This window comes from Sphingobacterium hotanense, assembly GCF_008274825.1.
In the GTDB taxonomy this organism is placed as follows: domain Bacteria; phylum Bacteroidota; class Bacteroidia; order Sphingobacteriales; family Sphingobacteriaceae; genus Sphingobacterium; species Sphingobacterium hotanense.
The window spans coordinates 1132733-1154690 of record NZ_CP030848.1 but is presented as its reverse complement, the minus strand read 5'-3'; the positions used below and the strand labels follow the sequence as shown (position 1 = coordinate 1154690).

Sequence of the window (21958 nt, the reverse complement as noted above, 5' to 3'; positions counted from 1 at the left end):
TTAATTTTATACTATCGCTTATCCAAGACCGCAGCATTCTCAGCCATGCGGATAAATTCTGCTCTATAGCCCTCATCATCTTTTCCTTTGGCAGCTTTTGCACGAGCTACTAAATTCTTATAACTCGCTTCTTGCTTATAATCTGAATTACGCAAAAGCATACCCAATTCGGCTACTGCGGCAGCAAATCTAAAGTCTTCGCTCATTTGATCGATACTTGCCATTTTGTTGGATACAATGACCTGTTGCAATTTACTCTTATCGCTTTCCGGCTCTTTGTAGCGGAATTTCACGGTCGCCAATTCTCCATTCAACGTGCCTTGGGCTGCATTCTTATTATCTTGATATTTCAAAGGATCGACCGTACCTATGATGCTGCTCTTCACTCCTACCGGTACAATTTCATAAATTGCTGTTACGCTATGGCCGACACCCATATCGCCACCTAATTTTGCGTCGTTATTGAAATCTTCCGCAGCAAGCAAGCGGTTCTCATAGCCTACTAAGCGGTATGCTTGTACATAAGCAGGGTTAAATTCGACCTGAATTTTAACATCCTTTGCCACGGTAAACAATGTTCCTCCAAACTCGGTAACCATGGCTTTGCGTGCTTCGGAGATATTATCGATATAGGCGTAATTTCCATGCCCTTTGTTCGCTAGCAATTCCATCTTGCTATCTTTTAAGTTCCCCATTCCAAAACCTAATACCGTCAAATGCACACCACTTTCGCGTTCCTTGCTGATCAGTTTTTCCATATCGTCGTCGCTTGATGCACCTACATTAAAATCGCCATCCGATGCTAGGATGATTCGGTTATTCCCGTTCTTCATGAAGTTTTGGCGGGCGATATCGTAAGCTTTCCGAATACCGGCGCCACCAGCTGTGCTGCCACCCGACACCAATTCATCAATCGCTTCTTTGATTTTCATCTTCTGGGTCCCTGAGGTACTTTCTAATTTTACGCCGGCACTACCTGCATAAGTAACGATGGCAACCCGATCTTGATCGCGCAATTGATCCACCAATAGTTTTAAAGATGATTTTACGAGCGGCAGTTTATTCGCTGCATACATAGACCCCGAAACATCGATCAAGAAAACGAAATTGGATGCCGGCAATTGTGCCGACGGAATATCTTTTGCCTTTAATGCAATGCGAATGAGCTGATGCTCTTTGTTCCACGGGGAAACACCCAATTCTGTGTAAATCCTCACCGGATCACCATTCGTAGGCGCTTTGAGATCATATTGGAAATAGTTGATCATTTCCTCGACGCGAACTGCATCCCGATCCGGCAGGTTTCCAGCATTGATCATACGACGAACGTTGCTATAAGAAGCCGCATCTACATCGGCCGCAAAAGTTGATAAAGGATCTTTTAAAGGTGATTTAAAAGCATTCTCATCAATATTCTTGTAACTTTCTGTATCCATACTCACCGGCATTCTGCTAATCATAATACCGGGCGAAGAACTTGCTACCTGATAACTAACGTCGTTCATCTTCGCAACACCCTTCACTCCTGTTACAACAACCTCCTCTAAGACCTGATTTTCTGGTTGTAAAGCAATATTGATTACTGTCTTTTTTCCAACTTTAACCGTTTGCTTTTGATAAGCTATGAAGCTGAACAATAACTTGTCCCCATCAACCGCTTTAATGGAGTACTTCCCGTCTTGCCCTGTACGAGTGCTCTTATATTTACCTAACACTGAGACCTCTACACCTTGTAAAGGGAGATTCGACTCGCGATCTGTCACTTGACCAGTAATAACTTTTTCCTGCGCATGAGCTCCGCCTACTAAAGCGAAAAACACCATCAAAATGCTGAGTATACTTTTCATGATTCTAATTTTTTGTTGAGGGATGCAGATTTCTCTAGATTTCCATAAACCAGAAAAAAAAATTATTTTACCCCTAGAATTTGCATTAGGATCTTGTCAAAACCAACATTACAATCTGATGAAGAGTTATTGGCCACCTACCTACGGGAAGGTGATCTCGCCTGTCTTGGTGACTTATACCAACGTCATAGCGAGATGGTATTCTATGTATGCTTGCGTTATTTCAAAGAACCTGAGCGCAGCCGGGATGCGGTGATGCAAATTTTTGAAGAGCTCATCGACAAGGTAAAGAAGCAATCAATTCAAGATTTCCCGCGCTGGCTATATGTGGTCAGCAAAAATCATTGCCTCATGGCATTACGGTCAGCGAAGAGCAAACCTGAAATTGTTACAAATGACTTTGTGGAATTTGCGGCAAACCTGCATCAGGAGGAAAACTATAAGGAGCGGGAGGAGCAATTGTCGCAATTGGAGAGCTGTATAGATCGATTAATAGAAAAACAACAACAGAGCATCCGCCTCTTCTTCATTGAAGAGAAATGCTATAAGGAGGTTGCCGAGATAACGGGATACAGTATGAACGACGTTAAGAGCGCCATTCAGAATGGAAAAAGGAACCTCAAAATTTGTATGGAAAGGGCACAACATGAGTAATCATTTTGATATCGCTTATTTACGTAGGTATGTGAACGGAGAATTAAGTTCCTCCGAGATGTACGCTATTGAAAAAGCTTCGCATCAGAACGAAATGCTGATGGATATCATTATGGGCTTGGAAGAAGAGCAAAGACTGAAGAGCAGCCTGAACCCTACGGAACTGCATGCTGCGATTTATGAACGTACGCATCCCGGGAAAATAAAAACACTGCTCCCTTATAAAGCTTTGGGAATTGCTGCTTCCTTATTATTAGTACTAGGAATTGGAACGATTTGGTATTTGAATCGACCACAAGACGAGACGGAATTAGCCATGGCACCGGCAGACATTGCAGAAACTGCCCCTACCGATACAACATTAAATAGCATCGAATTAGACAGCTTCGAAGAGGATTCTACCAGCAACTTAATTGCTGCAGCACCGGAATTGAACGAATCTAAAGCGCAACAAAGTACAGCACGGACAGCAGAACGCGCGAGCAGCAGGGAAGAAACTCGGAAGAAGGACCTGGTTATCAGTCCGGACCTATTCATAGATACGGTTCAAGTGATTTCCGGGAAAATGCTTGCAAAACGCTCTCCGGCAAACAATCCGAACGTCATCAGCTTACAAGGCAAGGTGTCTGGCATAAGTGTCGCGCCGCAGGCGGAAATGTCTGCACGCGTCGGCAGTCCGCAGGACTATAAACGTATTATCACGGGCGAAGTCATCGACCAGGATTCGGGTTATCCAATTCCTCAGGCAACGGTTAGAAACGTAAAAACGAATGAAGTGGTGATGACGGATTCATCGGGAAGCTTTGTGATGCCTTCAGCCATAGAATCTACCGAACTCGAAATTCTATCAATAGGATACCAATCCGCACGTATTCTTGCGAGCAATCAGCAGACCATCCGACTTGCACCAGACTATGCAACATTGGATGAGGTAGTGGTCATAGACGCTGGAAAAAATCAGAGTAAAATAAAATCAGAGCCTTTGATCGGGTGGAAAGCCTATAAAAAATATATTAACGACCATAGCAAGGAATCCCTATTTGGCAAAGGGAATGTAACACTTGTATTTGAAATCAATAATTTCGGTCGCCCGACAAATATTATTGTTTTGAAATCTGCCAATCCATCGCTAGATCAACAAGCTATTCAGATCATTAAGAATGGTCCGGATTGGAAAAAAGGTAATGATGGAAAAAGAATTGAGGTGAAGATTGAGTTCAGGCAGTAGGTTTCGATCGAGACATACTAAGGTTCGATAAGCCCTATTTTATCTCCTTCTTGGTCGTATCTAATGTTGGAATAGGTTTGATGGGTAGATCGCTGCGTGTTCCGCTCCAATTCCATAATTTTCTCCAGAATTCTCCAAGCGTATTAAACTCCTGACGGTAAATCAAACCAACGGCATTAATATAATCGTCGGTCGGTGTGAATAGAATATTTCTTGTATTCAAGCGATTGTACGCGCGGAACATTAAATTTCCATCCCTACGCAACTTAAAGGTTAATTCAGCATCGGTAGCAACTTTATTCGAGAAGAATGTTAAGTCTGTGGTTTGCACATTTCTTCTGTCCACAATCCCTCCGGTAAGTACAAGTCGGTCGTTAAAGAATCGGAAGGACGCAGAGGCATCATTCAGGGAGCGGATATTGAAATCTAAGAAATCGATCTTGAGCGATTGTGCTAAGATATTGTTCAACTGGTTGAATGCTATTTCCGTTCCTGCGGACAAGAGAGTATTGTTTACCTCGCGGCCCAGCTCGTTGTTGGAGCTCGCCGTGAAGCTTCGTCGAACGATCAAGCTCAGCGCCTGTTGATTGACATTGTTTGCATCGCTCAAATAAGCTTGGAGCTCGTCTTTGACGTATGGAGTTTGCGGGAAGTTAAGATCGAAAGATACATCGGGCTGGCTCAATGTTCCCTTAATATTCATGTCTGCCTGCGCCATGACGCGTTCATCCTGTCCGGAGCGTCCTGCAGCGTTATACAAAGGCGAGATGGATGTACGCTGTTGATAGATTGCCGTCATATTGATGGTAGCTCCCGATGGCGACCCTGTCCATCTAATGGTTCCTCCTTGCTTGATATCGAAAAACTTATTGAAGAAATCCTGTGCTGTAAAATGGAATTTTCCGGAATTTACGGTGTAATCGCCGAACATCTCAAAATCCCCTAGACTGGAAACTTTTAAGGTTATTTCTCCGGTTCCATTTCCTTTCAAGGAGCCCAGGTCGGTTTGCAGATTGACTTCTGCAGTTGGCGTAAATTCAATATCCATGTTCATGGTCATCCCTTTCAAGAGATACTTAGACTCCTGCTGTTTATTTTTACTGGAATCATTGCTCACAAAGTAGATAAAGTCGCTATCGGTTACCGTCATCGCCGAGTTGAATGGAATGGTGATGGAGGTGTTATCTTCCGATCTTGCTTTGATGTTGATGTCGATTGCAGAGGTCGCTCCTTTAAATTTAAAGGTACCCGTGGCATAAGCCGTCCCGAAGTAGAGGTTATTGTCTTTGTAAGTCGTATTCAGGATCATGGTATTGTTCGTCACCACATCCACATCGATATAAGGATTGCTTAGCTTATTGAGATTGACAATACCGTTGGCAACCGCCTGATGGCCTTTGCTGTCGTTGAAAGCCAATTGGTTCAACAAGATGTTATTCTTGTCTAATAGCACCGTTTGATTGCTGATATTATAAGAAGTTTTAAGGTAATTTACATTGAAGGAAGCATATTCGATTTTCGAAATAGCGTTGAACTCCGGGTTCTTCAGCGTTCCGCCAATTTGAATTTCAGCATTCATCTTCCCTTGCAATTGGGAGGTTAACGTCCGTACAAATGGTTGAAAAAGGATCAGCTCCATCTGATTTAGGGAGCCTTTAAGATTCAGTTCTTGATCGACACCGGCAATTTGATAGGTACCATTCAACTTCAGGCCTTTGTTGAGGTCGTCGAGCAGCTGGAGATCGAGGTTTGCTTGTTTGGTCTCTGGATCAAAATCTGCCAATAATCGAAGCTGCCCGATTGGGATTTGATTGTAAACCAAAGGGCTGGTTTGCACGTTGGCCGAGAGATAGGGCTTTTTAAACGCAGAGTGCAATTCAATATCCCCATTTAGTTCACCATCTAGGCGGATACCCAAAGGTTTCAGCACCACCTCCAGCGCGTTCAAGTTGAACTTGCTGAAGTTGACCTCTAGCTTATCGTCCTCATTGGATAAAACACCATTGAAAGCAACCTTTTGTTGACCTTGGCTAGCAATGAGATTCGTCAGGTAGAATTTACCTTTTGATACTCGCATTTCTGCATCAGTATTTAACGTCCAAGGCTCTTTGTTGACAATGATCGACGATTTATTGAAATGTATATAAGCCGGCTTATTATGCGCAAAATGTATATCGCCATTTAGACGGAGATAGTTCAGATCGGTCTCCTTAGCGCCGTTTATACTGAACAGCAGGCTATCATTTGAAAGGATATTATTGATTTCTATATCAGTCACAAATATGCTATCGCTCAGGAAGAGCTTGTCGGCAGTCACATCTAAGGAAAACGCTTCTTCATCTGCGTTTTCACGGATGTGTATATTTTGTACATTGATTCCCTGATAACGGACGAAGGGGCTGAATGCCGTAAATTCTGCGGTGAAATCTTCCGATGAGAAGTGTGCTTCCAGTGATGCGCCGTCATCCAATATAAGCGTTGGGTCTAAAAATGCAGAAACAGGCTCAAAGGATTTGACATTGAGTTGCAAGTCGAATATCTGTGGATTATAGGGTTCTACTGTAAGACCAATCGCCGGCGCATAGCGCATCGCTAATGCTTTGAAATAAGGGATGAGGGTATTTAGGTCGATCACTCCTTTCATTTCAGCATCCAAGACATTGGAGCGCAAAGTCAGTAACCGATCCATCTGCGTTCCTTCGGCAGAGAAGAAAAGGTCGTTGACAGTGAAGTCGCCTTTTGTTGTTTGCATATTGATCTGCTCAGCAATCACATCACCGTTCAGGTTATTGAGATTATTGCCGGTAAGATGGGTGTTGATTTGAGAATTGAAGATAACGATACTGTCTTTTTCGACAAATCCCATCTTTTTCAGATTGATCAATTCCACATCGGCCGATACGTCATAGCTTGCTTCGGCAGATTGGAAATCCACTTTGGCATCATATGCGAGTTGGGCATTCGGGTCTTGGATAAAACCCGTAACATCGATAAGTTTTTGATCCAGGAGTCCTGATACTTCCACACTGTCGTAGCTGTAGTTGCCAAACTGGAAATTGCGCAAGCCTCCTTCCAATTGGAGTTTCATTTTGTTGAAATCAAGGCTCTGCCCGTCGAAGTCAAAGGCGAACGCTGTATTTTTAATAGACTTGCTGCCTATAAGTTCGCCCAGTTGGAAGGATTTGGACGCCAGATGTCCTTGATAAGTTATTTCTTTTCGTATATCAATTTTGCTATCGGTATTGAGCGCGCCTAATTGGGTATCAAAATCACCTTTAATATCAAATAGATTATATAAACCATTGAAAGTCCCTTCGAATTTGATCAGTCCAAACTGATGCAATTGCTCGGGAAGGGAAAATTTAGCGCGGTTTGCTAATTTAGGGATCAATAGTTCAAGGTCTTTCGCGGAGGTCTGAAGATCGCTGGCTTCAAAATCAAAGATCGTTTTGTCCATATTCGGCAGCCCCTTGATGCTGAAGTCGCCTCTTAGGAGCGTTTCTTTACCTGTTTTGATATATGCATTTTGCGAGCGGATATTGTTTACAGTGCCCTCAACGGTGGCCTGCGGGACACTCGCTGTAAATTGAACCCTGTTCATCGTTGGTGCAAAGTATTCAATGTCGCGCGAATCTACATAGACATCGTCCATCGTTCCTTCGATGTGCACTTTCTTGATGAAATCTCCAAAATCTGCGAACTTCTTATAAGAGAACTTTAGATAGCGTCCAACCTTGGAGCGGTTGGTTTCCAGATCCAACTGATCGAACTCCATACTGGTATTGCTGATATAAGCCTTCGCAAGAAGGCGTTTAATCTGAAATCCGGATTTCTCCTGTAGCGAAAGCTCCTTGATGTCCGTTTTGAGCGATATAGAATCAAACTTAATATTGGCGAGATTGACGTTCAAATGTTGGAGTTCAATATCTGAAAAGTCGACGCCACGGTTATGATGCTTTTGCTGATGGTTTAAAATCTTGATATGATTATCGACCAATGTTAGATTGTGCAGCTGTAGTTCTAATGGTTTTTTCTTTTTGCCCTCGGGTTTCTTTTTCGGCGCAAAATAGTCGATGAGGAATTTAAAGTTAGAACTGTCTTTATAGACTTGAAAATCTACATAGGCCTTGTGCAATGCTAAGTCTTCGATAACAATTTTATTTTGGAAGAAATGTCTGAGCATCAGATCAGCATGGAGCTTCTCCGCACTTAGCATCGGCTTCCCCTGCTGGTCGCTGAGTTTGAACTCAGTCAGCGTCAGCTGGTCGAATGGGCGGAAGTAGATATGTTTAAGTTCAACTTTGGCGTTCAGCTCGTCGGAGAGGTAGTTCGCGACGCGTTTAGTTACAAATGTTTGAACCGATGCGAATTGAAGGGACAATACGACAAGGCAAAGCACGGCTATTAAGCCAAGCAAGCTATACAACGTTATTTTAAGTATTTTTTTGATACTTTTGTGCTTTATTTTAATACATCCCTCAAATGGCTATCATACTCGGTATAGAATCATCCTGTGATGAAACTTCCGCATCTATCTGTATAGACGGCGAAATTCGTTCAAATATCATTGCAAGTCAAGCAATCCATGCGAAATACGGAGGGGTTGTGCCTGAATTGGCATCCCGTGCCCATCAACAGAATATTATTCCCACAGTAGATCAAGCCATTATTCAAGCAAAAATAAGCAAAAAAGATATAGATGCAGTGTCTTTTACGCGCGGACCCGGACTTTTAGGGTCATTATTGGTCGGAACTTCCTTTGCAAAATCCTTCGCCCTGGCGATGGATATTCCATTAATTGAGGTTAACCATATGCAGGCGCACATTTTAGCACACTATATCGATAACCCGAAGCCCTCTTTTCCATTTTTATGTTTAACGGTATCGGGCGGCCATACACAGATTGTGTTAGTAAAGGATTATTTTGAGATGGAGCTTCTAGGAGAAACCTTGGATGACGCTGCTGGAGAAGCTTTCGATAAAACAGCCAAGATTTTGAATCTACCCTACCCCGGCGGACCATTGATTGATAAGCATGCGAAAAATGGAGCCCCTACGGCCTTCAAGCTGCCAGAACCTCAAATACCGGAGCTTAATTTTAGTTTTTCAGGCCTTAAGACGGCTATCCTATACCTCGTGCAAGCGGAGATCAAGAAAAATCCAAACTTCCTCGAGGAACGGATGGATGATCTTTGCGCTTCCGTGCAGGATCGAATCGTATCTATCTTATTGAACAAGCTTAAAAAAGCCGCAAAACAAACGGGCGTTAAAGATATTGCAATCGCCGGAGGTGTTTCTGCAAACTCTGGATTGCGCAGCTCGCTATTAGCGATGGGCGAAAAGTATAAGTGGAACGTTTTTATCCCTAAATTCGAGTACTGCACCGATAATGCAGCAATGATCGCTATTGCAGGGTATCATAAGTTCCTGGAACAAGACTTTGTTGGACAGGATATTTCTCCGCTGGCAAGAATGCATGTGTGAGGCTAGATGTGAGATATTAGATATTAGAGCAATATCTATCAAAACCTGCGGCAATGCAGGTTTTTTTGTTTTGGAGGAAGGATGGAGTTAGTTAGTGAAGGAGGTAAGAAGGTTGTCTTGAACTAAGAAAGGAATGATGAAAGGATTTGCAGGATCCTGAATATCCTTGTATCCTTCCTTTATTCGTTCAAAGGCAAATTTCCCTTTCTTTTTTGAAAACGTCTAAAATCTAATGTCTCATATCTAATGTCTAACATCTACTAAATACTAGATACTTTTAAAAAATTCACTACCTTTATCGGCAAAACAATCGAAACATTTATACTAAAAAATGAGTGCAGATATAAACAAGCTTGAACAAACAGCTTCTCAAGTAAGAAGAGACATTGTTCGCATGGTACATGCATGTCAATCAGGACACCCAGGGGGATCTTTAGGTTGTACAGATTATTTTGTGGCATTGTACTTCCACGCGATGAAACATGACCCTTCATTCAACATGGATGGTATTGGTGAGGATTTATTCTTCTTATCAAATGGGCACATTTCTCCGGTATTTTACAGTACCTTGGCGAGAGCTGGATACTTTCCGGTTAGTGAGCTAGCGACTTTCCGTAAGATTGATTCACGTCTTCAAGGACACCCGACTACACATGAGCACCTTCCAGGAATTCGTGTTGCATCTGGTTCATTAGGACAAGGATTATCTGTAGCGATCGGTGCTGCACAAGCGAAGAAGTTAAACAAGGACAACAGCTTAGTTTATGTCTTGATGGGTGACGGTGAGTTGCAAGAAGGACAGGTTTGGGAAGCAGCGATGTATGCTCCTCACAACAAAATGGACAACGTCATTGCAGCAGTTGACTACAACAATGCGCAGATTGATGGTTCTACAGAAACGGTTCTTTCATTAGGCAACCTGCGTGCAAAATGGGAAGCTTTCGGATGGGACGTGTTAGAAGTTGAGAAAGGTAATGATATGGCATCTGTTGTTGCTGGTTTAGATGAGGCTAAGTCTCGCACCGGAAAGGGTAAACCAGTAATTATCTTATTGCATACGGAAATGGGTAATGGTGTTGATTTCATGATGGGATCACATAAATGGCATGGTGTTGCTCCAAACGATGAGCAATTAGCAAGCGCATTGAACCAAATCCCTGCAACAATTGGTGATTATTAAGATAACATTTGTTAGACTTTAAATGGCTTTGCCATTCTGAACGAGACTTCAAAAAATGAAAAAATATACATATACAGAATCAAAAGATACACGCTCAGGTTTCGGTGCTGGCTTATTAGAAGCTGGTCAACAAAACGAAAACGTAGTAGCGTTATGTGCTGACTTGATCGGTTCATTGAAAATGAACGACTTTATAAAAGCTTATCCTGAGCGTTTCTTCCAAATAGGAATCGCGGAAGCAAACATGATGGGTATTGCTGCTGGTTTGACTATTGGTGGAAAGATCCCTTTTACAGGAACTTTTGCTAACTTCTCTACAGGGCGTGTTTATGACCAAATTCGTCAATCCATCGCTTACTCAGGTAAGAACGTGAAGATTTGTGCTTCACACGCTGGATTAACACTTGGAGAAGATGGTGCTACTCACCAAATCTTAGAAGACATCGGCTTGATGAAGATGTTGCCAGGTATGACAGTTATCAATCCTTGTGATTATAACCAAACAAAAGCAGCTACTATTGCGTTAGTAGACCATGAGGGGCCAGCATATTTGCGTTTCGGTCGTCCTGTTGTTCCTAACTTCACACCTGCAGATCAGAAATTCGAGATCGGTAAAGCCGTGATGTTGAACGAAGGTACGGACGTAACGATTATTGCTACAGGTCACTTAGTATGGGAAGCTATCCAAGCGGGTGAGGAATTGGAAAAAGCAGGTATTAACGCTGAGATTATCAATATCCACACGATTAAGCCTTTAGATGCTGAAGCTATTTTGAAATCTGTTGCAAAAACTAAATGTGTCGTGACTGCAGAAGAACACAACCGTTTAGGTGGTTTGGGCGACAGCGTTGCACAGGTATTAGCGAAAGAACTTCCTACTCCGCAAGAGTATGTTGCTGTAAACGATAGCTTCGGCGAATCGGGCACACCAGCTCAATTGATGGAGAAATATGGTTTAACGGCTGCAGACATTGTAAAAGCAGCGAAAAAAGTAATTAGCAGAAAATAATCCAATATGGAAGATTCCCTGATCATTGCGAAGTTCGCCGATGAGAAGACCCGCGAGGAAGCATTTCGCGAGTTATTAAAAAAGTACCAGCAGAAAATCTATTGGCATGTCCGGAGAATGGTTATTGACCATGACGATGCCGATGATGTTGTGCAGGATATCTTTATTAAGGTTTGGCGTAATCTCGAAAAGTTCAGAGAGGACTCGCAGCTATATACTTGGTTATATAGAATTGCGACGAATGAATGCATTACTTTCTTAAATAAGAAAAAACAAAAGCAGAATGTTTCATTGGATGATGAAACATCTGCTTATCTTTCGGATACTTTAGCGGACGGATCCTACTTTAATGGCGACCGCGCGCAGCAGAAATTGCAGGAAGCGTTGTTGACACTTCCCGACAAACAGCGTTTAGTTTTCAATATGAAATATTTTGAAGACATGAAGTACGACGAAATATCCGAGGTACTAGGTACAAGTGTCGGCGCTTTAAAAGCGTCCTATCATTTGGCTGTTAAGAAGATAGAGAACTTTTTTGCCAAGAATGATTAAACCTTTTGCGCAAAAACTATTCTATTAGTGTACTATGAAAGAAAACAACACATATTACGACAACATGGAAGGCAATAACTTACCTGATTCGTTGCGTGTTAACCCTTTCACTGTACCCGACAATTATTTCAATGAACAAACCAACAGGCTATTGTTCTTAGCAAAATTGGATAGTACAAGCAAGGATGAACGTGCTGGCTTCGAAGTTCCCGAAAGTTATTTCGGTGTATTGAGCGAACAGATTATGTCGCAAGTTAAGATTGACCAGTTTCAGCAACATGAAGGTTTTGAAGTTCCAGCGGGTTACTTCGCAGACTTAAATGATCGTATCATGCAGCATGTACAGATCGACCAATTGCAAGAAGAACAATTTACCGTTCCTGAAGGCTATTTTACGAACTTAAGCGATTCTATAATGGCGAAAGTAAGTGAGGATAATCTTCAAGAGCAAGTTAAAGAAAGTGGGTTTGAAATTCCAGACCAATATTTCGAAACTTCTACCGATCAGATCATGGCATCAATTGCTGTCGATGATTTGAAATCTAAAGTTCAAACGGACGGTTTTACTGTTCCGATGGGATACTTCGACAAATTAACGAAGTCGATATTAGATGAGGTTGAGGATAAGAAGGTTATCCAAATGCCACAACCTACGCCTACAACAGAGCGCAAGAAAAGCAGACCTGTTATTTGGATAGGTGCAGCCGCGGCGGCATGTGTTGCAGCATTTGTTGGTGTTTCTACTTATAATAGTGATCCTAACAATGTAAATTCTGCAGCAACTGTAGCGAATGCAGAGCAAGTTTCCTTGGATGAAATTCCTGAGGATGAAATCATAAGCTATTTAGCTAGTCATTCGGATGGCACGGATTTAGCATATTATGCAGAGTACATCTATGAGCCGGAGGAATCAGCAGCTATTGGTAGTCAAATTGATGACAAAGATTTAGAAGAATACTTAAATTATAATACATTATAATGCTTCGTTTGAAACATATTATTACGACATTCTGTTTGGCTTGCTTATTTTGTTTTGGAGCAAATGGACAATCACGTCAAGATAGATTTGAAGCGATAGAGAATCAAAAATCTGCATTCATTACCAAACAGTTACGATTGACTCCTGCGGAGGCTCAACAGTTTTTCCCTATTTACAATCAGTATACGAAGGAAATTAGAGATGTAAAGATGCAGAAGAGTCGTGGTAGCGAGCGCAGACAAGGAGGCTCCAATTCTTTTAGACCCGGAAATGACGCGATTTCCTTCGATGCGAAAGAAGTCGAAATTAAGAAAAACTATAGATCCCGCTTTGCGGAAGTTATCGGGCAATCCCGAGCTTCTCAATTCTTCTCTGTAGAACAAGAATTTATCGAGTTACTCTACAAAGAGCTGAAAGGCAGGAATCACAGAAATTAACAGAAGAAGCTCTAAGTAAGAGCTTCTTTTTTTCTTATAGGCTTTATTTATAAACGCCTTTGAGAACTTTCATCCTTGTTATTGCACCAATAGCGGCTTGAAAGTTATATTATCGAATAATACCCAACCATGATTAGCAATAGAGAACTTTTTTTACAAAATACCGCACAGACTTCAGAATCCCCAAGACTCATCGAAGTAGAGCGTACCGAAGGCATTTACCTTTATGGACCTGAGGGGCAATCCTATATGGACTTGGTTTCAGGCTTCAACGTGAGTAATATCGGTCATCGCCATCCAAAGGTGCTGGCTGCGATTCAGCAACAGCTTGATAAGTTTATGCATGTCACAGTGTATGGCGAGTTTGTACAAGCGCCGCAAGTGCAATTTGCGACAGATTTGCTAAGCGTTTTACCGAACAGCTTTGGATCTGTATACTTAACGAACTCGGGCGCGGAAGCTGTCGAAGGATCCATGAAAATAGCAAAGAAATTTACTGGTCGTCAGGAAATTATTGCTGCTAAAGAAGCTTACCATGGTAGCACACAGGGAGCATTGAGCTTAATCGGAAACGAGGATTACAGAAAAGCTTACGCCCCACTCCTACCGGGAATCTCTTTTATACAATACAACCATTTACCAGATCTAGAAAAAATCAATGATAAGACCGCAGCCGTTGTGGTCGAAGCGATACAGGGCGAAGCGGGCGTTCGCGTTCCTGACAAAGCCTATATGCAGGCTCTGCGTAATAAATGTGACGAGACAGGAACTCTCCTGATTTTTGATGAAATACAAACTGGTTTCGGAAGGACCGGAAAACTTTTCGCTTTTGAACATTTTGATATCGTTCCGGATATTCTCATGCTGGCGAAAGGTATTGGAGGAGGTATGCCTTTAGGTGCCTTCGTGGCGCGAAAAGAAGTAATGGACGTCATCAAAGCCAATCCAATGCTTGGTCACATTACAACCTTTGGTGGGCATCCTGTATCCTGCGCTGCTGCAAAAGCATCTTTAGAAGTCATTCAACAAGAAAAACTCGTGGAGCAAGTCGAAAGCAAGGCCGCATTGTTCCGAAAGGAACTTGACATCCCTCAAATCAAAGAAATCCGAGGACTGGGCTTAATGATGTGTTTGCAATTGGATAATTTCGAACAGGTTTATGCTGTCAGCAATTATTGTGCAGAACAGGGGTTAATCATCGACTGGTATCTACATTGTGAAACCGCCCTTCGTGTTGCTCCGCCATTGACGATTACCGAAGAGGAGATTAAAGCGGCTTGTAAAATTATTCGTGAAGGGATTGCCAAATTTTGCTAGTTTCCTTATCTTGTATAGGTATAATCAACCTATCCAAAGACCATGAATTCAAGAAGAGATTTTTTAAAGAAGAGTATATTGACTGTGGGGACTACAGCCATGGGCAGCGCGTTGTTGCATGCCGAGGATTTTTCATCCGCAAAGCCTAAAGGTGGAATCAGCATCAATCAGAACGATGTAATTCTATTCCAAGGAGATTCCATTACCGATGCTGGTCGGAAGAAAGACAACCTAAATCCGAATGAGATGAACGCCTTTGGAGGTGGCTATGCAATGCTTGCTGCGGGCGTTTTATTGAACAAGTGTGCAAGCAAGAATATCAAGATCTACAATCGTGGTATTTCTGGAAACCGCGTCCCTGATTTAATGAATCGCTGGCAAGCCGACTGTATTGATTTAAAACCCAACATTGTTTCGATTCTTATCGGCGTCAATGACTTCTGGAGAACGAAAGATCGCGGTGCGATCAATACGCCAGAACAGTACAAAGGACAGTACAAAGAGCTATTGGACAAAACTCTAGCAGCATTGCCAAACGTGAAGTTAATCATCGGTGAGCCATTCGGCTTAAAGGATGTAAAGCATATAAACGATAGCTGGTACCCGGAATTTCCTAAATACCAGTTAGCCGCGCGTGAACTTGCTAAAGAATATAAAACCGTCTTCATCCCCTATCAGGATATCTTTGATAAAGCTCTAAAGGCCAATACGGGCGCATACTGGACTACCGACGGAGTGCATACTTCTTGGGCCGGCGCCAACCTGATGGCAGAAAGCTGGTTAGCTCAAATCAAACTTGGATAGCCAGCATAGGCAATAAATAAAAAGAAAGTGCCGTCCAACTTGCACGACACTTTTAAACAACACGCATTATGTAAAGATAACCTAACTTTTATTATCTTGTGGCTGGCAGATCTCTGACACATCTAATAGGAACCCTATCGTCACGTGAGAAATACGGATCATTCAACCTATAGTAAAGCATATCTTTGTCACCGCCAGTATGTTCTTCCACAATCATTGGCATATGTACCTGCCAAGTTGCGTTTGCAGGCTTAACACCCTGTGTACCGTCGATCGCCATATATAACGCATCATGTTCATTAAAAATGTGATCATGATCTAAAACAGAAACGTTATTCACTATGAAGTAATGCAAACGTCCGGTCTTATAGAATCTCAATTGCCCAGCCGCGCCGGTCGATTGGTCAGTACCATCAAAGTAGATGTATGCATGGCCAGTCTTCTCTCCGTTTGGTTGAACACCATCGAAAGCTCCTTCCACACCAGCACTATTGATTACTTTAAAATATCCCAAAGCGGCGAAATCAGCAAGCTTTGGCATATGCCATTGTCCACCAGCGACAAGCTGACAAGGATCTTGGAAAGTCGCAGGAATTTTTGGAAAATGGGAATCCAGATCTTCAAAATATTCCCAAGGCACGTTCATGGCTGGCACCACCGGATTTTCTGCGGATGCGTAGTTCCAGTAATCGGTTGCATGGTAATCAAAACCAGTTTCCTCTGGTGAACTTCTATTGAAATATATTCCATTTACATAAGCTAAGTTACCTTTCGCCCATATCTTTCCGCCCACCGAAATACCAGTTGATTGCAAACTAAGTCGCAATTGATATTGTACACCCGGTCTTATTACTAGATCGGTGATATTCGCTAAGTTGGTACGAATTGGACCACCATTTAATCCAATTTCCAAAATCTTCAGTTCTAACTGCGCAGTCTCCGCATTGCTTATCAAAGTAGAGGTGCTAGTCACTGTAGCTAGATTTAATGTAGGAAAGTTGAACATTAATGGTGATGGCGTATTTGGATGTGTTAAAGCGCCATCCTTAAGCGCCATATTTACAGTTGGCTCTGCAGTGATGCTAGCTTTCAATGCGCTGATCGTCCCCAGCTCTGAAGCTGCTTCCATCGTTAAAGTAATTTTACTAAAGCGGTGCTTTAAAACTAAGCCCAGTAAATTTTCACCTCCTTGAACTGTCACTTCCCTGTTCATATAAAGCAAGGCTGAGCTTGTCGGTATATTTGATAGGGAAAGCCCGTCCAAAGGACTTTGTGCTACTTCAGGAATTGCCGTTGAATTGTTGAAGGAGTATGCAACAAAGCGATATGTACCTGGTTCCAATTCGAAGCCAGTAGTACTTGCCTCTTGCCCTACGATAAATTCTTTTTGGTCAACATAGCTATTATCGGTATTGAATACCAGGACTCTATACCGAACGCCTTGTTCCATCGGATTGATCACGCTGCTTCCGCGAGTCGAACCTTGTGCTTTTAGCTCTTGAGTTTTCGGTTTTAGCGAAACAATCAAATTGTAATCTTGATTGAATGTTACTTCTTTGACTTGTTCCGATAACCCAGGCAAGACGGATTTGGCATTAGCACTATTGTTGTTGCTTGAGGCTTCCGTGTAACTGACCTCCACACTTTTAATGTTCACAAGCGCAGCACCCCCCTGCACCTGTTTGTCCTTCTTACAAGCATATGCCAATAAGAGGAAGGCTCCAATAATTACGAAACTAAAGATTCGCCCAAATGTCTTCATATAGATATTATTAAATTATAAAGCAACAAATCAGGATCAAACCCTTATGAATGATGGAATTTAGACCAGGATATTTTAGTAAGCGACACGAACTCAATAGCCAAAAAGACTCTTTAATGCTAACAGTTTAAAAAAAGACGATAGACCTTTTTGTACTAGTTCGAACGTGCCGCGACTACTATTGCTTTGCACAAATATTACCCAATTATCCTATTAAGAAAATTACATATATCACTAATTATTTTTAGAAATCCTTTATGCAGTGAAATGTCGACAAGAGATAAAAAAGAAAAGGCGACCGTTAAGATCGCCTTTATTGGAACAACATGCAAACATATAAAGTTTAGAAACTAAATTTCCGAAACTACACGCTTAAACTAAAATAATTCACATAAATGATGATTTTTTTAAGTATGCGACATGCACGCTGCAGTTTAAACTACGTTAGAACTCGATGAAGAAAAAGTGCTAAAAAATGGATTAAAACATCCGCACACATGTCGCAATCATGAATTATTTATAACAAATATTAAAGTTATAACCTAATGTGAAAATGACTTAGGTCATACCTTCATGTTACAATTGGGTAGAAATCACATTAAATTACTGATTACCAACACTATACAGTTACTTCCCAAATAACAACCGTCATTTTATTGCGAGTTTTTTGTAGGTTGAAATTGACACCGACTGTATATCCCATCTAATATTCAATAAAAAAAGGATTAACAAACCTGTTAATCCTCTTTCTAAAGCACATATTTTCTTCTACAGTACGCGTACTAGCAAGCCCTTCAAATACTCACTTTCTGGAAATGACGCTCGCACAGGATGATCTTCCGGCTGGCAAAACTGATAAATAAATTGAATCTCTTTTCCCGCATCTAACGCAGCCCAAGCCAATACTTGCTTAAAGGTGTCGATGTCCATCGCTCCCGAGCAGGAGAAAGTAGCCAATAAACCTCCAGAATTCAAAAGCATCAATCCTCTGCGGTTTAAATCCTTGTAGGCACGGGACGCCTTCTCTAGGGTCGACCGTGAAGGCGCATATTTAGGAGGATCTAAGATGATTAAATCAAATTTCTCTCGTTGTTCCCCTAAATCGCGAAGGTATTTGTTCACGTCAGACTGTACTGCAATATGTTTTGAAGCGTCAAAACCATTCAATTGTATATTCTTCTGCAAGGTCTCTATGGCAAGTGCCGAACTGTCTACCGATGTTACGGACGCGGCTCCCTCACGAAATGCGTTCAACGTAAATCCGCCGGAATAGCAAAAACAATCTAATACTTTTTTGTCCTTAACATATTTCGACGTGAAATATCTGTTCTCGCGTTGATCGCAATAAAATCCAGACTTTTGCCCTTCCACGATATTCACCTGATACTGTATTCCGTTTTCAATAATATCAACAAATGGAGGAGGCATCTCGCCTGCCAATAAGCCGTTGCTGTCTGGCAAACCTTCATACGCTCTAGATTTTAGGTCGCTGCGCTCATAAATTCCTTTTGGATTCAACAATTGTTGCAATTCATCCACCAGTATCGACTTTACGCGTTCCATCCCTGCCGCATGCACCTGCACAGAGATGAAATCCCCATATTTATCTGCAATAAGCCCGGGAAGGAAATCCGCCTCGGCAAATACTAAACGAACAGAATTGTTCTTTTCGTTCAACAGATGCATACGGTTCTTTACTGCCCGCTGCAATCTATCACGCCACCAGCCTTCCGAAATCTCTTTTTGTGGATCCCACTCCAATAAACGTACTGCAACCCGCGATTGCTTATTGTACATCCCGTACGCAATAAATTCATCATCGTGATTATATACGGAAACGATATCACCGTTTTGAAGAGATTCAGACACTCGAGCAATGGCTCCGGAGAAAATCCAAGGATGTAACTGCCAGGCCGCCTTATCCTTTCCTTTGTTGAGGATTATTTTATTCATCCTCGCAAAAGTAGTTAGAATTGAAAAAAAATAAATCAGCTAAATGAAAAAAAAGTCTGTACAAAGAGCAGTGAATGCTTTTCCTCAGCTTAATCAAACCCAAATCAATCCCCTTTCAGAAGGGTTCTGATTTGGGTTTATATTGGGTTTGTATTGGGTTTGAAAGGGAAGTGAGACGTAGATGTTAGATATGAGATATGAGACATTAGAATATTTAGGGTTCTTAGAATGTTGTCTTTGAACCAGGAAAGGAAGGATGAAAAAGATCAGCAGGATCCTGTCAATTCTTAAATCCTTCCTTTCCTGGTTCAGAAAATACTCTTATATCTCATATCTTATATCTAAAAAGAAATGGCGACCATCTCTAGCCGCCATACTCTAAAATCTAATGTCTAAAATCTAATGTCTATTATCTAATATCTGAATCCGCTAGTTATTCACTAGCAGGTATGTTTTGAATGTTTTATAGTCTACCGGCATTTCGACTGCTTGCTTTTCTTTTTCTGCTAAGGCGGAAGCACCGTCGGGCAGCGCCACATGTTGGAATACCTCTGGTTTTATTGCTTCAGGGAATTTGCATGGATGAGCGGTAGATAAGAAAACGGAAGCATATTCGCCGGGATGCTCATTTCTATATGCTTTAGAAGCGAGATAAGCAATTGCTGTATGCGGACACGCTACGTATTTATATTTTTGGAACAATTCCTCCATTCCTTCTAACGTTTGCTCATCAGTATAGGTATAGGAGCTCACTTTGGCTTTTAGCTGATCGAGGTCTTGACCAAACAAGTCTTGAATGCGGACCCAATTGCTCGGATTACCAACATCCATCGCATTCGCCAAGGTTTGTACGGAAGGCTTCGGCTCATAGATTCCATGCTGTAGAAAGCGGGGTACCGTATCGTTGACATTCGTTGCTGCAACGAAATGCGCAACAGGCAATCCCATTTTATAGGCTAATAATCCAGCACCGATATTCCCGAAATTTCCGCTCGGTACGGTGAAGACGATTTCGTCCATTCCCTGCGATTTCAACTGTGCATAAGTCCAGAAATAATAAAAAGTCTGCGGAATGAGGCGGGCAATATTGATTGAGTTTGCCGATGTAAGTCGCAATGCATTATTCAGGTCTGGATCATTGAAAGCTTCTTTAACCAAAGCTTGGCAATCATCGAAAGTCCCTTCTACCTCTAAAGCGCGGATATTCTGTCCGTTGGTAGTGAGCTGTTCCTCTTGTACTTTCGATACTTTCCCTTTCGGATACAAGATAGTCACTCGAGTGCCTTCCACTCCTAAGAAACCTGAGGCCACCGCCCCACCTGTGTCGCCGGAAGTAGCCACCAAAACGTCAAGCAACTGTTCTCCCTGCTTGGAGAAATAGCCCATAACGCGACTCATGAAGCGTGCTCCGAAATCTTTAAAAGCATAGGATGGTCCATGGAATAACTCCAAAACCGCTGTTTCGGCGTCTAGAAACTTAACCGGCGCTTCAAAATTGATAGCGTCATCGACAATCGATTTGAGGTCCGCATCGGGAATGTCGTTTCCGATGAATGCCTTTGCGATCGTAAAAGCAATTTCCTGCAGGGAGTACTGCTGAATATTTTTAATGAAATAAGGATCGAGCTGAGGAATCACTTCCGGCATGTACAATCCCTTATCTTGCGGTAAGGAGTTGAATACGGCCTCTTGAAAGGAGACCCGGAGCGCTTTATTATTTGTACTGTAAAATTGCATATACTATTATTTTAGGTTGATTACTTTAGGACCAGCAACATTGACGGACGACACGTATTGCAAACTCTCAATTCCGTGTGAAGTTAAATGTGCTTGGATTTGATCTACGGCTTGTTGTGCTGCTTCTTTGCCCCTACTGATTGCAACAACGGATGGACCGGAGCCAGAAATACCGAAACTGAGCACGCCGCATGATAGGGCGATTTCCTTCATCGCATAAAACTCGGGGATTAAGATCGCCCGGGTTGGCTCGATAATGACATCGTGCATGCTGCGGCTGATCAAATCGTAATCGCTTCGATAAAGGCCAGCAACAAGCCCGGCGATATTGCCCCACTGCACGACAGCATCCTTTAAAGACACTTTCTCTTTGATCAACTGTCGGGCATCTCTCGTTGGCACATCGACCTGTGGGAATACAATCCCCGCGACCAGGTCTTCAGGTACCGGCAGATTAATCATATCAAGGGGCTCGTATCCTCTAATTAAAGTAATTCCGCCCATCAAAGCGGGAGCAACATTGTCGGCATGTCCGTGCCCGCAAGCCAAACGCTCGCCTTCCACACAGAATGGCATGAGTTCTTCCTTGCTAAGCGGTTCGCCCAGTAGGCTGTTGATCGCGAAAAGACCTGCAACAGTACTCGCGGAACTTGAACCTAAGCCACTGCCAATAGGCATGTGTTTCGTTAGTTCAATCTCCACCCCAATGCTGTCGCTCAAATCCAAATGCGCTAATAACATCTGAACGCAAGCGCTGACCGTATTTTTTTCTGGATCTAAAGGAAGGCGTCCTTCATCGCCATGAATTGCTTTAATAGTAACACCAGGCTTATCAGTTCTTCGCATCAGCACTTCATCGCCCGGGAAGTCAACCGCAAACCCGAGGATATCAAATCCACAGATCATGTTGGCAACCGTTGCTGGTGCAAATACACGAACCTCTTGTTTTATCTTTTCAAAATCTACTTTATGTTTCTCTTCCATTATGGAATCTTGATTAGTCATCATATTCATT

Annotated in this window: 16 protein-coding genes; 10 read left to right on the top strand and 6 right to left on the bottom strand. The window is 42.3% G+C overall.

All coding sequences use genetic code 11. The features are described from left to right. Positions 1–11: 11 nt before the first annotated feature. Positions 12–1847 carry a vWA domain-containing protein gene (locus DSM08_RS04800; protein ID WP_149525089.1) on the bottom strand — a complete coding sequence of 612 codons (1836 nt, stop codon included), beginning with the start codon at positions 1845–1847 and terminating at the stop codon, positions 12–14. A 93-nt stretch (positions 1848–1940) separates the two neighbouring features. Here DSM08_RS04800 and DSM08_RS04795 point away from each other — a divergent pair, with 93 nt between their 5' ends. Both DSM08_RS04795 and DSM08_RS04790 read left to right on the top strand, forming a co-directional pair. Beyond that, positions 1941–2501 carry an RNA polymerase sigma factor gene (locus DSM08_RS04795; RefSeq protein ID WP_246172462.1) on the top strand — a complete coding sequence of 187 codons (561 nt, stop codon included), beginning with the start codon at positions 1941–1943 and terminating at the stop codon, positions 2499–2501. After that, positions 2494–3729, top strand: coding sequence for an energy transducer TonB family protein (locus DSM08_RS04790; RefSeq protein ID WP_187773977.1), 1236 nt, complete (start codon positions 2494–2496; stop codon positions 3727–3729). The genes DSM08_RS04795 and DSM08_RS04790 overlap by 8 nt, the downstream gene beginning before the upstream one ends. Before the next feature lie 34 nt (positions 3730–3763). On the opposite strand, the gene DSM08_RS04785 is transcribed toward DSM08_RS04790, so the two are convergent. Then, on the bottom strand, positions 3764–8128 hold the full coding sequence (locus DSM08_RS04785) for a translocation/assembly module TamB domain-containing protein (RefSeq protein WP_223110865.1): 4365 nt from the start codon (positions 8126–8128) through the stop codon (positions 3764–3766). Between the two features lie 83 nt (positions 8129–8211). Between DSM08_RS04785 and tsaD the strand changes: the two genes are divergently transcribed. From tsaD to DSM08_RS04745, 8 genes are all read left to right on the top strand, one after another. Continuing rightward, positions 8212–9213 carry a tRNA (adenosine(37)-N6)-threonylcarbamoyltransferase complex transferase subunit TsaD gene (gene tsaD, locus DSM08_RS04780; protein ID WP_149525086.1) on the top strand — a complete coding sequence of 334 codons (1002 nt, stop codon included), beginning with the start codon at positions 8212–8214 and terminating at the stop codon, positions 9211–9213. A 331-nt stretch (positions 9214–9544) separates the two neighbouring features. Continuing rightward, positions 9545–10393 (top strand): transketolase, encoded by an 849-nt coding sequence (locus tag DSM08_RS04775; RefSeq protein WP_149525085.1) that lies wholly within the window; start codon positions 9545–9547, stop codon positions 10391–10393. A 55-nt stretch (positions 10394–10448) separates the two neighbouring features. Then, positions 10449–11402: a transketolase family protein gene (locus tag DSM08_RS04770; protein ID WP_149525084.1), complete on the top strand. Its 954-nt coding sequence runs from the start codon at positions 10449–10451 to the stop codon at positions 11400–11402. A 6-nt stretch (positions 11403–11408) separates the two neighbouring features. Next, complete coding sequence (locus DSM08_RS04765; RefSeq protein WP_149525083.1) at positions 11409–11954, top strand: RNA polymerase sigma factor; 546 nt, start codon at positions 11409–11411, stop codon at positions 11952–11954. A gap of 34 nt (positions 11955–11988) precedes the next feature. Then, a complete protein-coding gene (locus DSM08_RS04760; RefSeq protein ID WP_149525082.1) occupies positions 11989–12933 on the top strand; it encodes a hypothetical protein in 945 nt (314 codons plus the stop codon). Continuing rightward, the gene (locus DSM08_RS04755) at positions 12933–13370 is read left to right on the top strand and encodes a hypothetical protein (protein ID WP_149525081.1); all 438 of its coding nucleotides are present in this window, start codon (positions 12933–12935) and stop codon (positions 13368–13370) included. Before DSM08_RS04760 ends, DSM08_RS04755 begins: the two co-directional genes overlap by 1 nt. 129 nt (positions 13371–13499) lie before the next feature. After that, positions 13500–14687 (top strand): aspartate aminotransferase family protein, encoded by a 1188-nt coding sequence (locus DSM08_RS04750; RefSeq protein WP_187773975.1) that lies wholly within the window; start codon positions 13500–13502, stop codon positions 14685–14687. A gap of 42 nt (positions 14688–14729) precedes the next feature. Next, entirely contained in the window at positions 14730–15491 is a 762-nt protein-coding gene (locus DSM08_RS04745; RefSeq protein ID WP_149525080.1) for an SGNH/GDSL hydrolase family protein, read from the top strand. Positions 15492–15582: 91 nt separating this feature from the next. Here DSM08_RS04745 and DSM08_RS04740 read toward each other — a convergent pair whose 3' ends face one another. The 4 genes from DSM08_RS04740 to DSM08_RS04725 all read right to left on the bottom strand — a co-directional run bounded on the left by DSM08_RS04740 (position 15583) and on the right by DSM08_RS04725 (position 21951). Next, positions 15583–17253 (bottom strand): fimbrillin family protein, encoded by a 1671-nt coding sequence (locus DSM08_RS04740; RefSeq protein ID WP_149525079.1) that lies wholly within the window; start codon positions 17251–17253, stop codon positions 15583–15585. 768 nt (positions 17254–18021) lie between these two features. Further along, on the bottom strand, positions 18022–19206 hold the full coding sequence (locus tag DSM08_RS04735) for a class I SAM-dependent rRNA methyltransferase (RefSeq protein ID WP_149525078.1): 1185 nt from the start codon (positions 19204–19206) through the stop codon (positions 18022–18024). 429 nt (positions 19207–19635) lie between these two features. Further along, positions 19636–20943: a threonine synthase gene (thrC, locus tag DSM08_RS04730; protein ID WP_149525077.1), complete on the bottom strand. Its 1308-nt coding sequence runs from the start codon at positions 20941–20943 to the stop codon at positions 19636–19638. Positions 20944–20949: 6 nt separating this feature from the next. After that, positions 20950–21951: a homoserine kinase gene (locus DSM08_RS04725; RefSeq protein WP_246172461.1), complete on the bottom strand. Its 1002-nt coding sequence runs from the start codon at positions 21949–21951 to the stop codon at positions 20950–20952. Positions 21952–21958: the final 7 nt, after the last annotated feature.

Excerpts from the sequence above, each read along its gene's own strand:
- thrC (WP_149525077.1), bottom strand. The coding sequence starts at position 20,943 with ATGCAATTTTACAGTACAAATAATAAAGCGCTCCGGGTCTCCTTTCAA.
- DSM08_RS04760 (WP_149525082.1), top strand. The coding sequence starts at position 11,989 with ATGAAAGAAAACAACACATATTACGACAACATGGAAGGCAATAACTTA.
- DSM08_RS04770 (WP_149525084.1), top strand. The coding sequence starts at position 10,449 with ATGAAAAAATATACATATACAGAATCAAAAGATACACGCTCAGGTTTC.
- DSM08_RS04755 (WP_149525081.1), top strand. The coding sequence starts at position 12,933 with ATGCTTCGTTTGAAACATATTATTACGACATTCTGTTTGGCTTGCTTA.
- DSM08_RS04740 (WP_149525079.1), bottom strand. The coding sequence starts at position 17,253 with ATGAAGACATTTGGGCGAATCTTTAGTTTCGTAATTATTGGAGCCTTC.
- DSM08_RS04725 (WP_246172461.1), bottom strand. The coding sequence starts at position 21,951 with ATGATGACTAATCAAGATTCCATAATGGAAGAGAAACATAAAGTAGAT.
- DSM08_RS04800 (WP_149525089.1), bottom strand. The coding sequence starts at position 1,847 with ATGAAAAGTATACTCAGCATTTTGATGGTGTTTTTCGCTTTAGTAGGC.
- DSM08_RS04765 (WP_149525083.1), top strand. The coding sequence starts at position 11,409 with ATGGAAGATTCCCTGATCATTGCGAAGTTCGCCGATGAGAAGACCCGC.
- DSM08_RS04775 (WP_149525085.1), top strand. The coding sequence starts at position 9,545 with ATGAGTGCAGATATAAACAAGCTTGAACAAACAGCTTCTCAAGTAAGA.
- DSM08_RS04790 (WP_187773977.1), top strand. The coding sequence starts at position 2,494 with ATGAGTAATCATTTTGATATCGCTTATTTACGTAGGTATGTGAACGGA.
- DSM08_RS04735 (WP_149525078.1), bottom strand. The coding sequence starts at position 19,206 with ATGAATAAAATAATCCTCAACAAAGGAAAGGATAAGGCGGCCTGGCAG.
- DSM08_RS04750 (WP_187773975.1), top strand. The coding sequence starts at position 13,500 with ATGATTAGCAATAGAGAACTTTTTTTACAAAATACCGCACAGACTTCA.
- tsaD (WP_149525086.1), top strand. The coding sequence starts at position 8,212 with ATGGCTATCATACTCGGTATAGAATCATCCTGTGATGAAACTTCCGCA.
- DSM08_RS04745 (WP_149525080.1), top strand. The coding sequence starts at position 14,730 with ATGAATTCAAGAAGAGATTTTTTAAAGAAGAGTATATTGACTGTGGGG.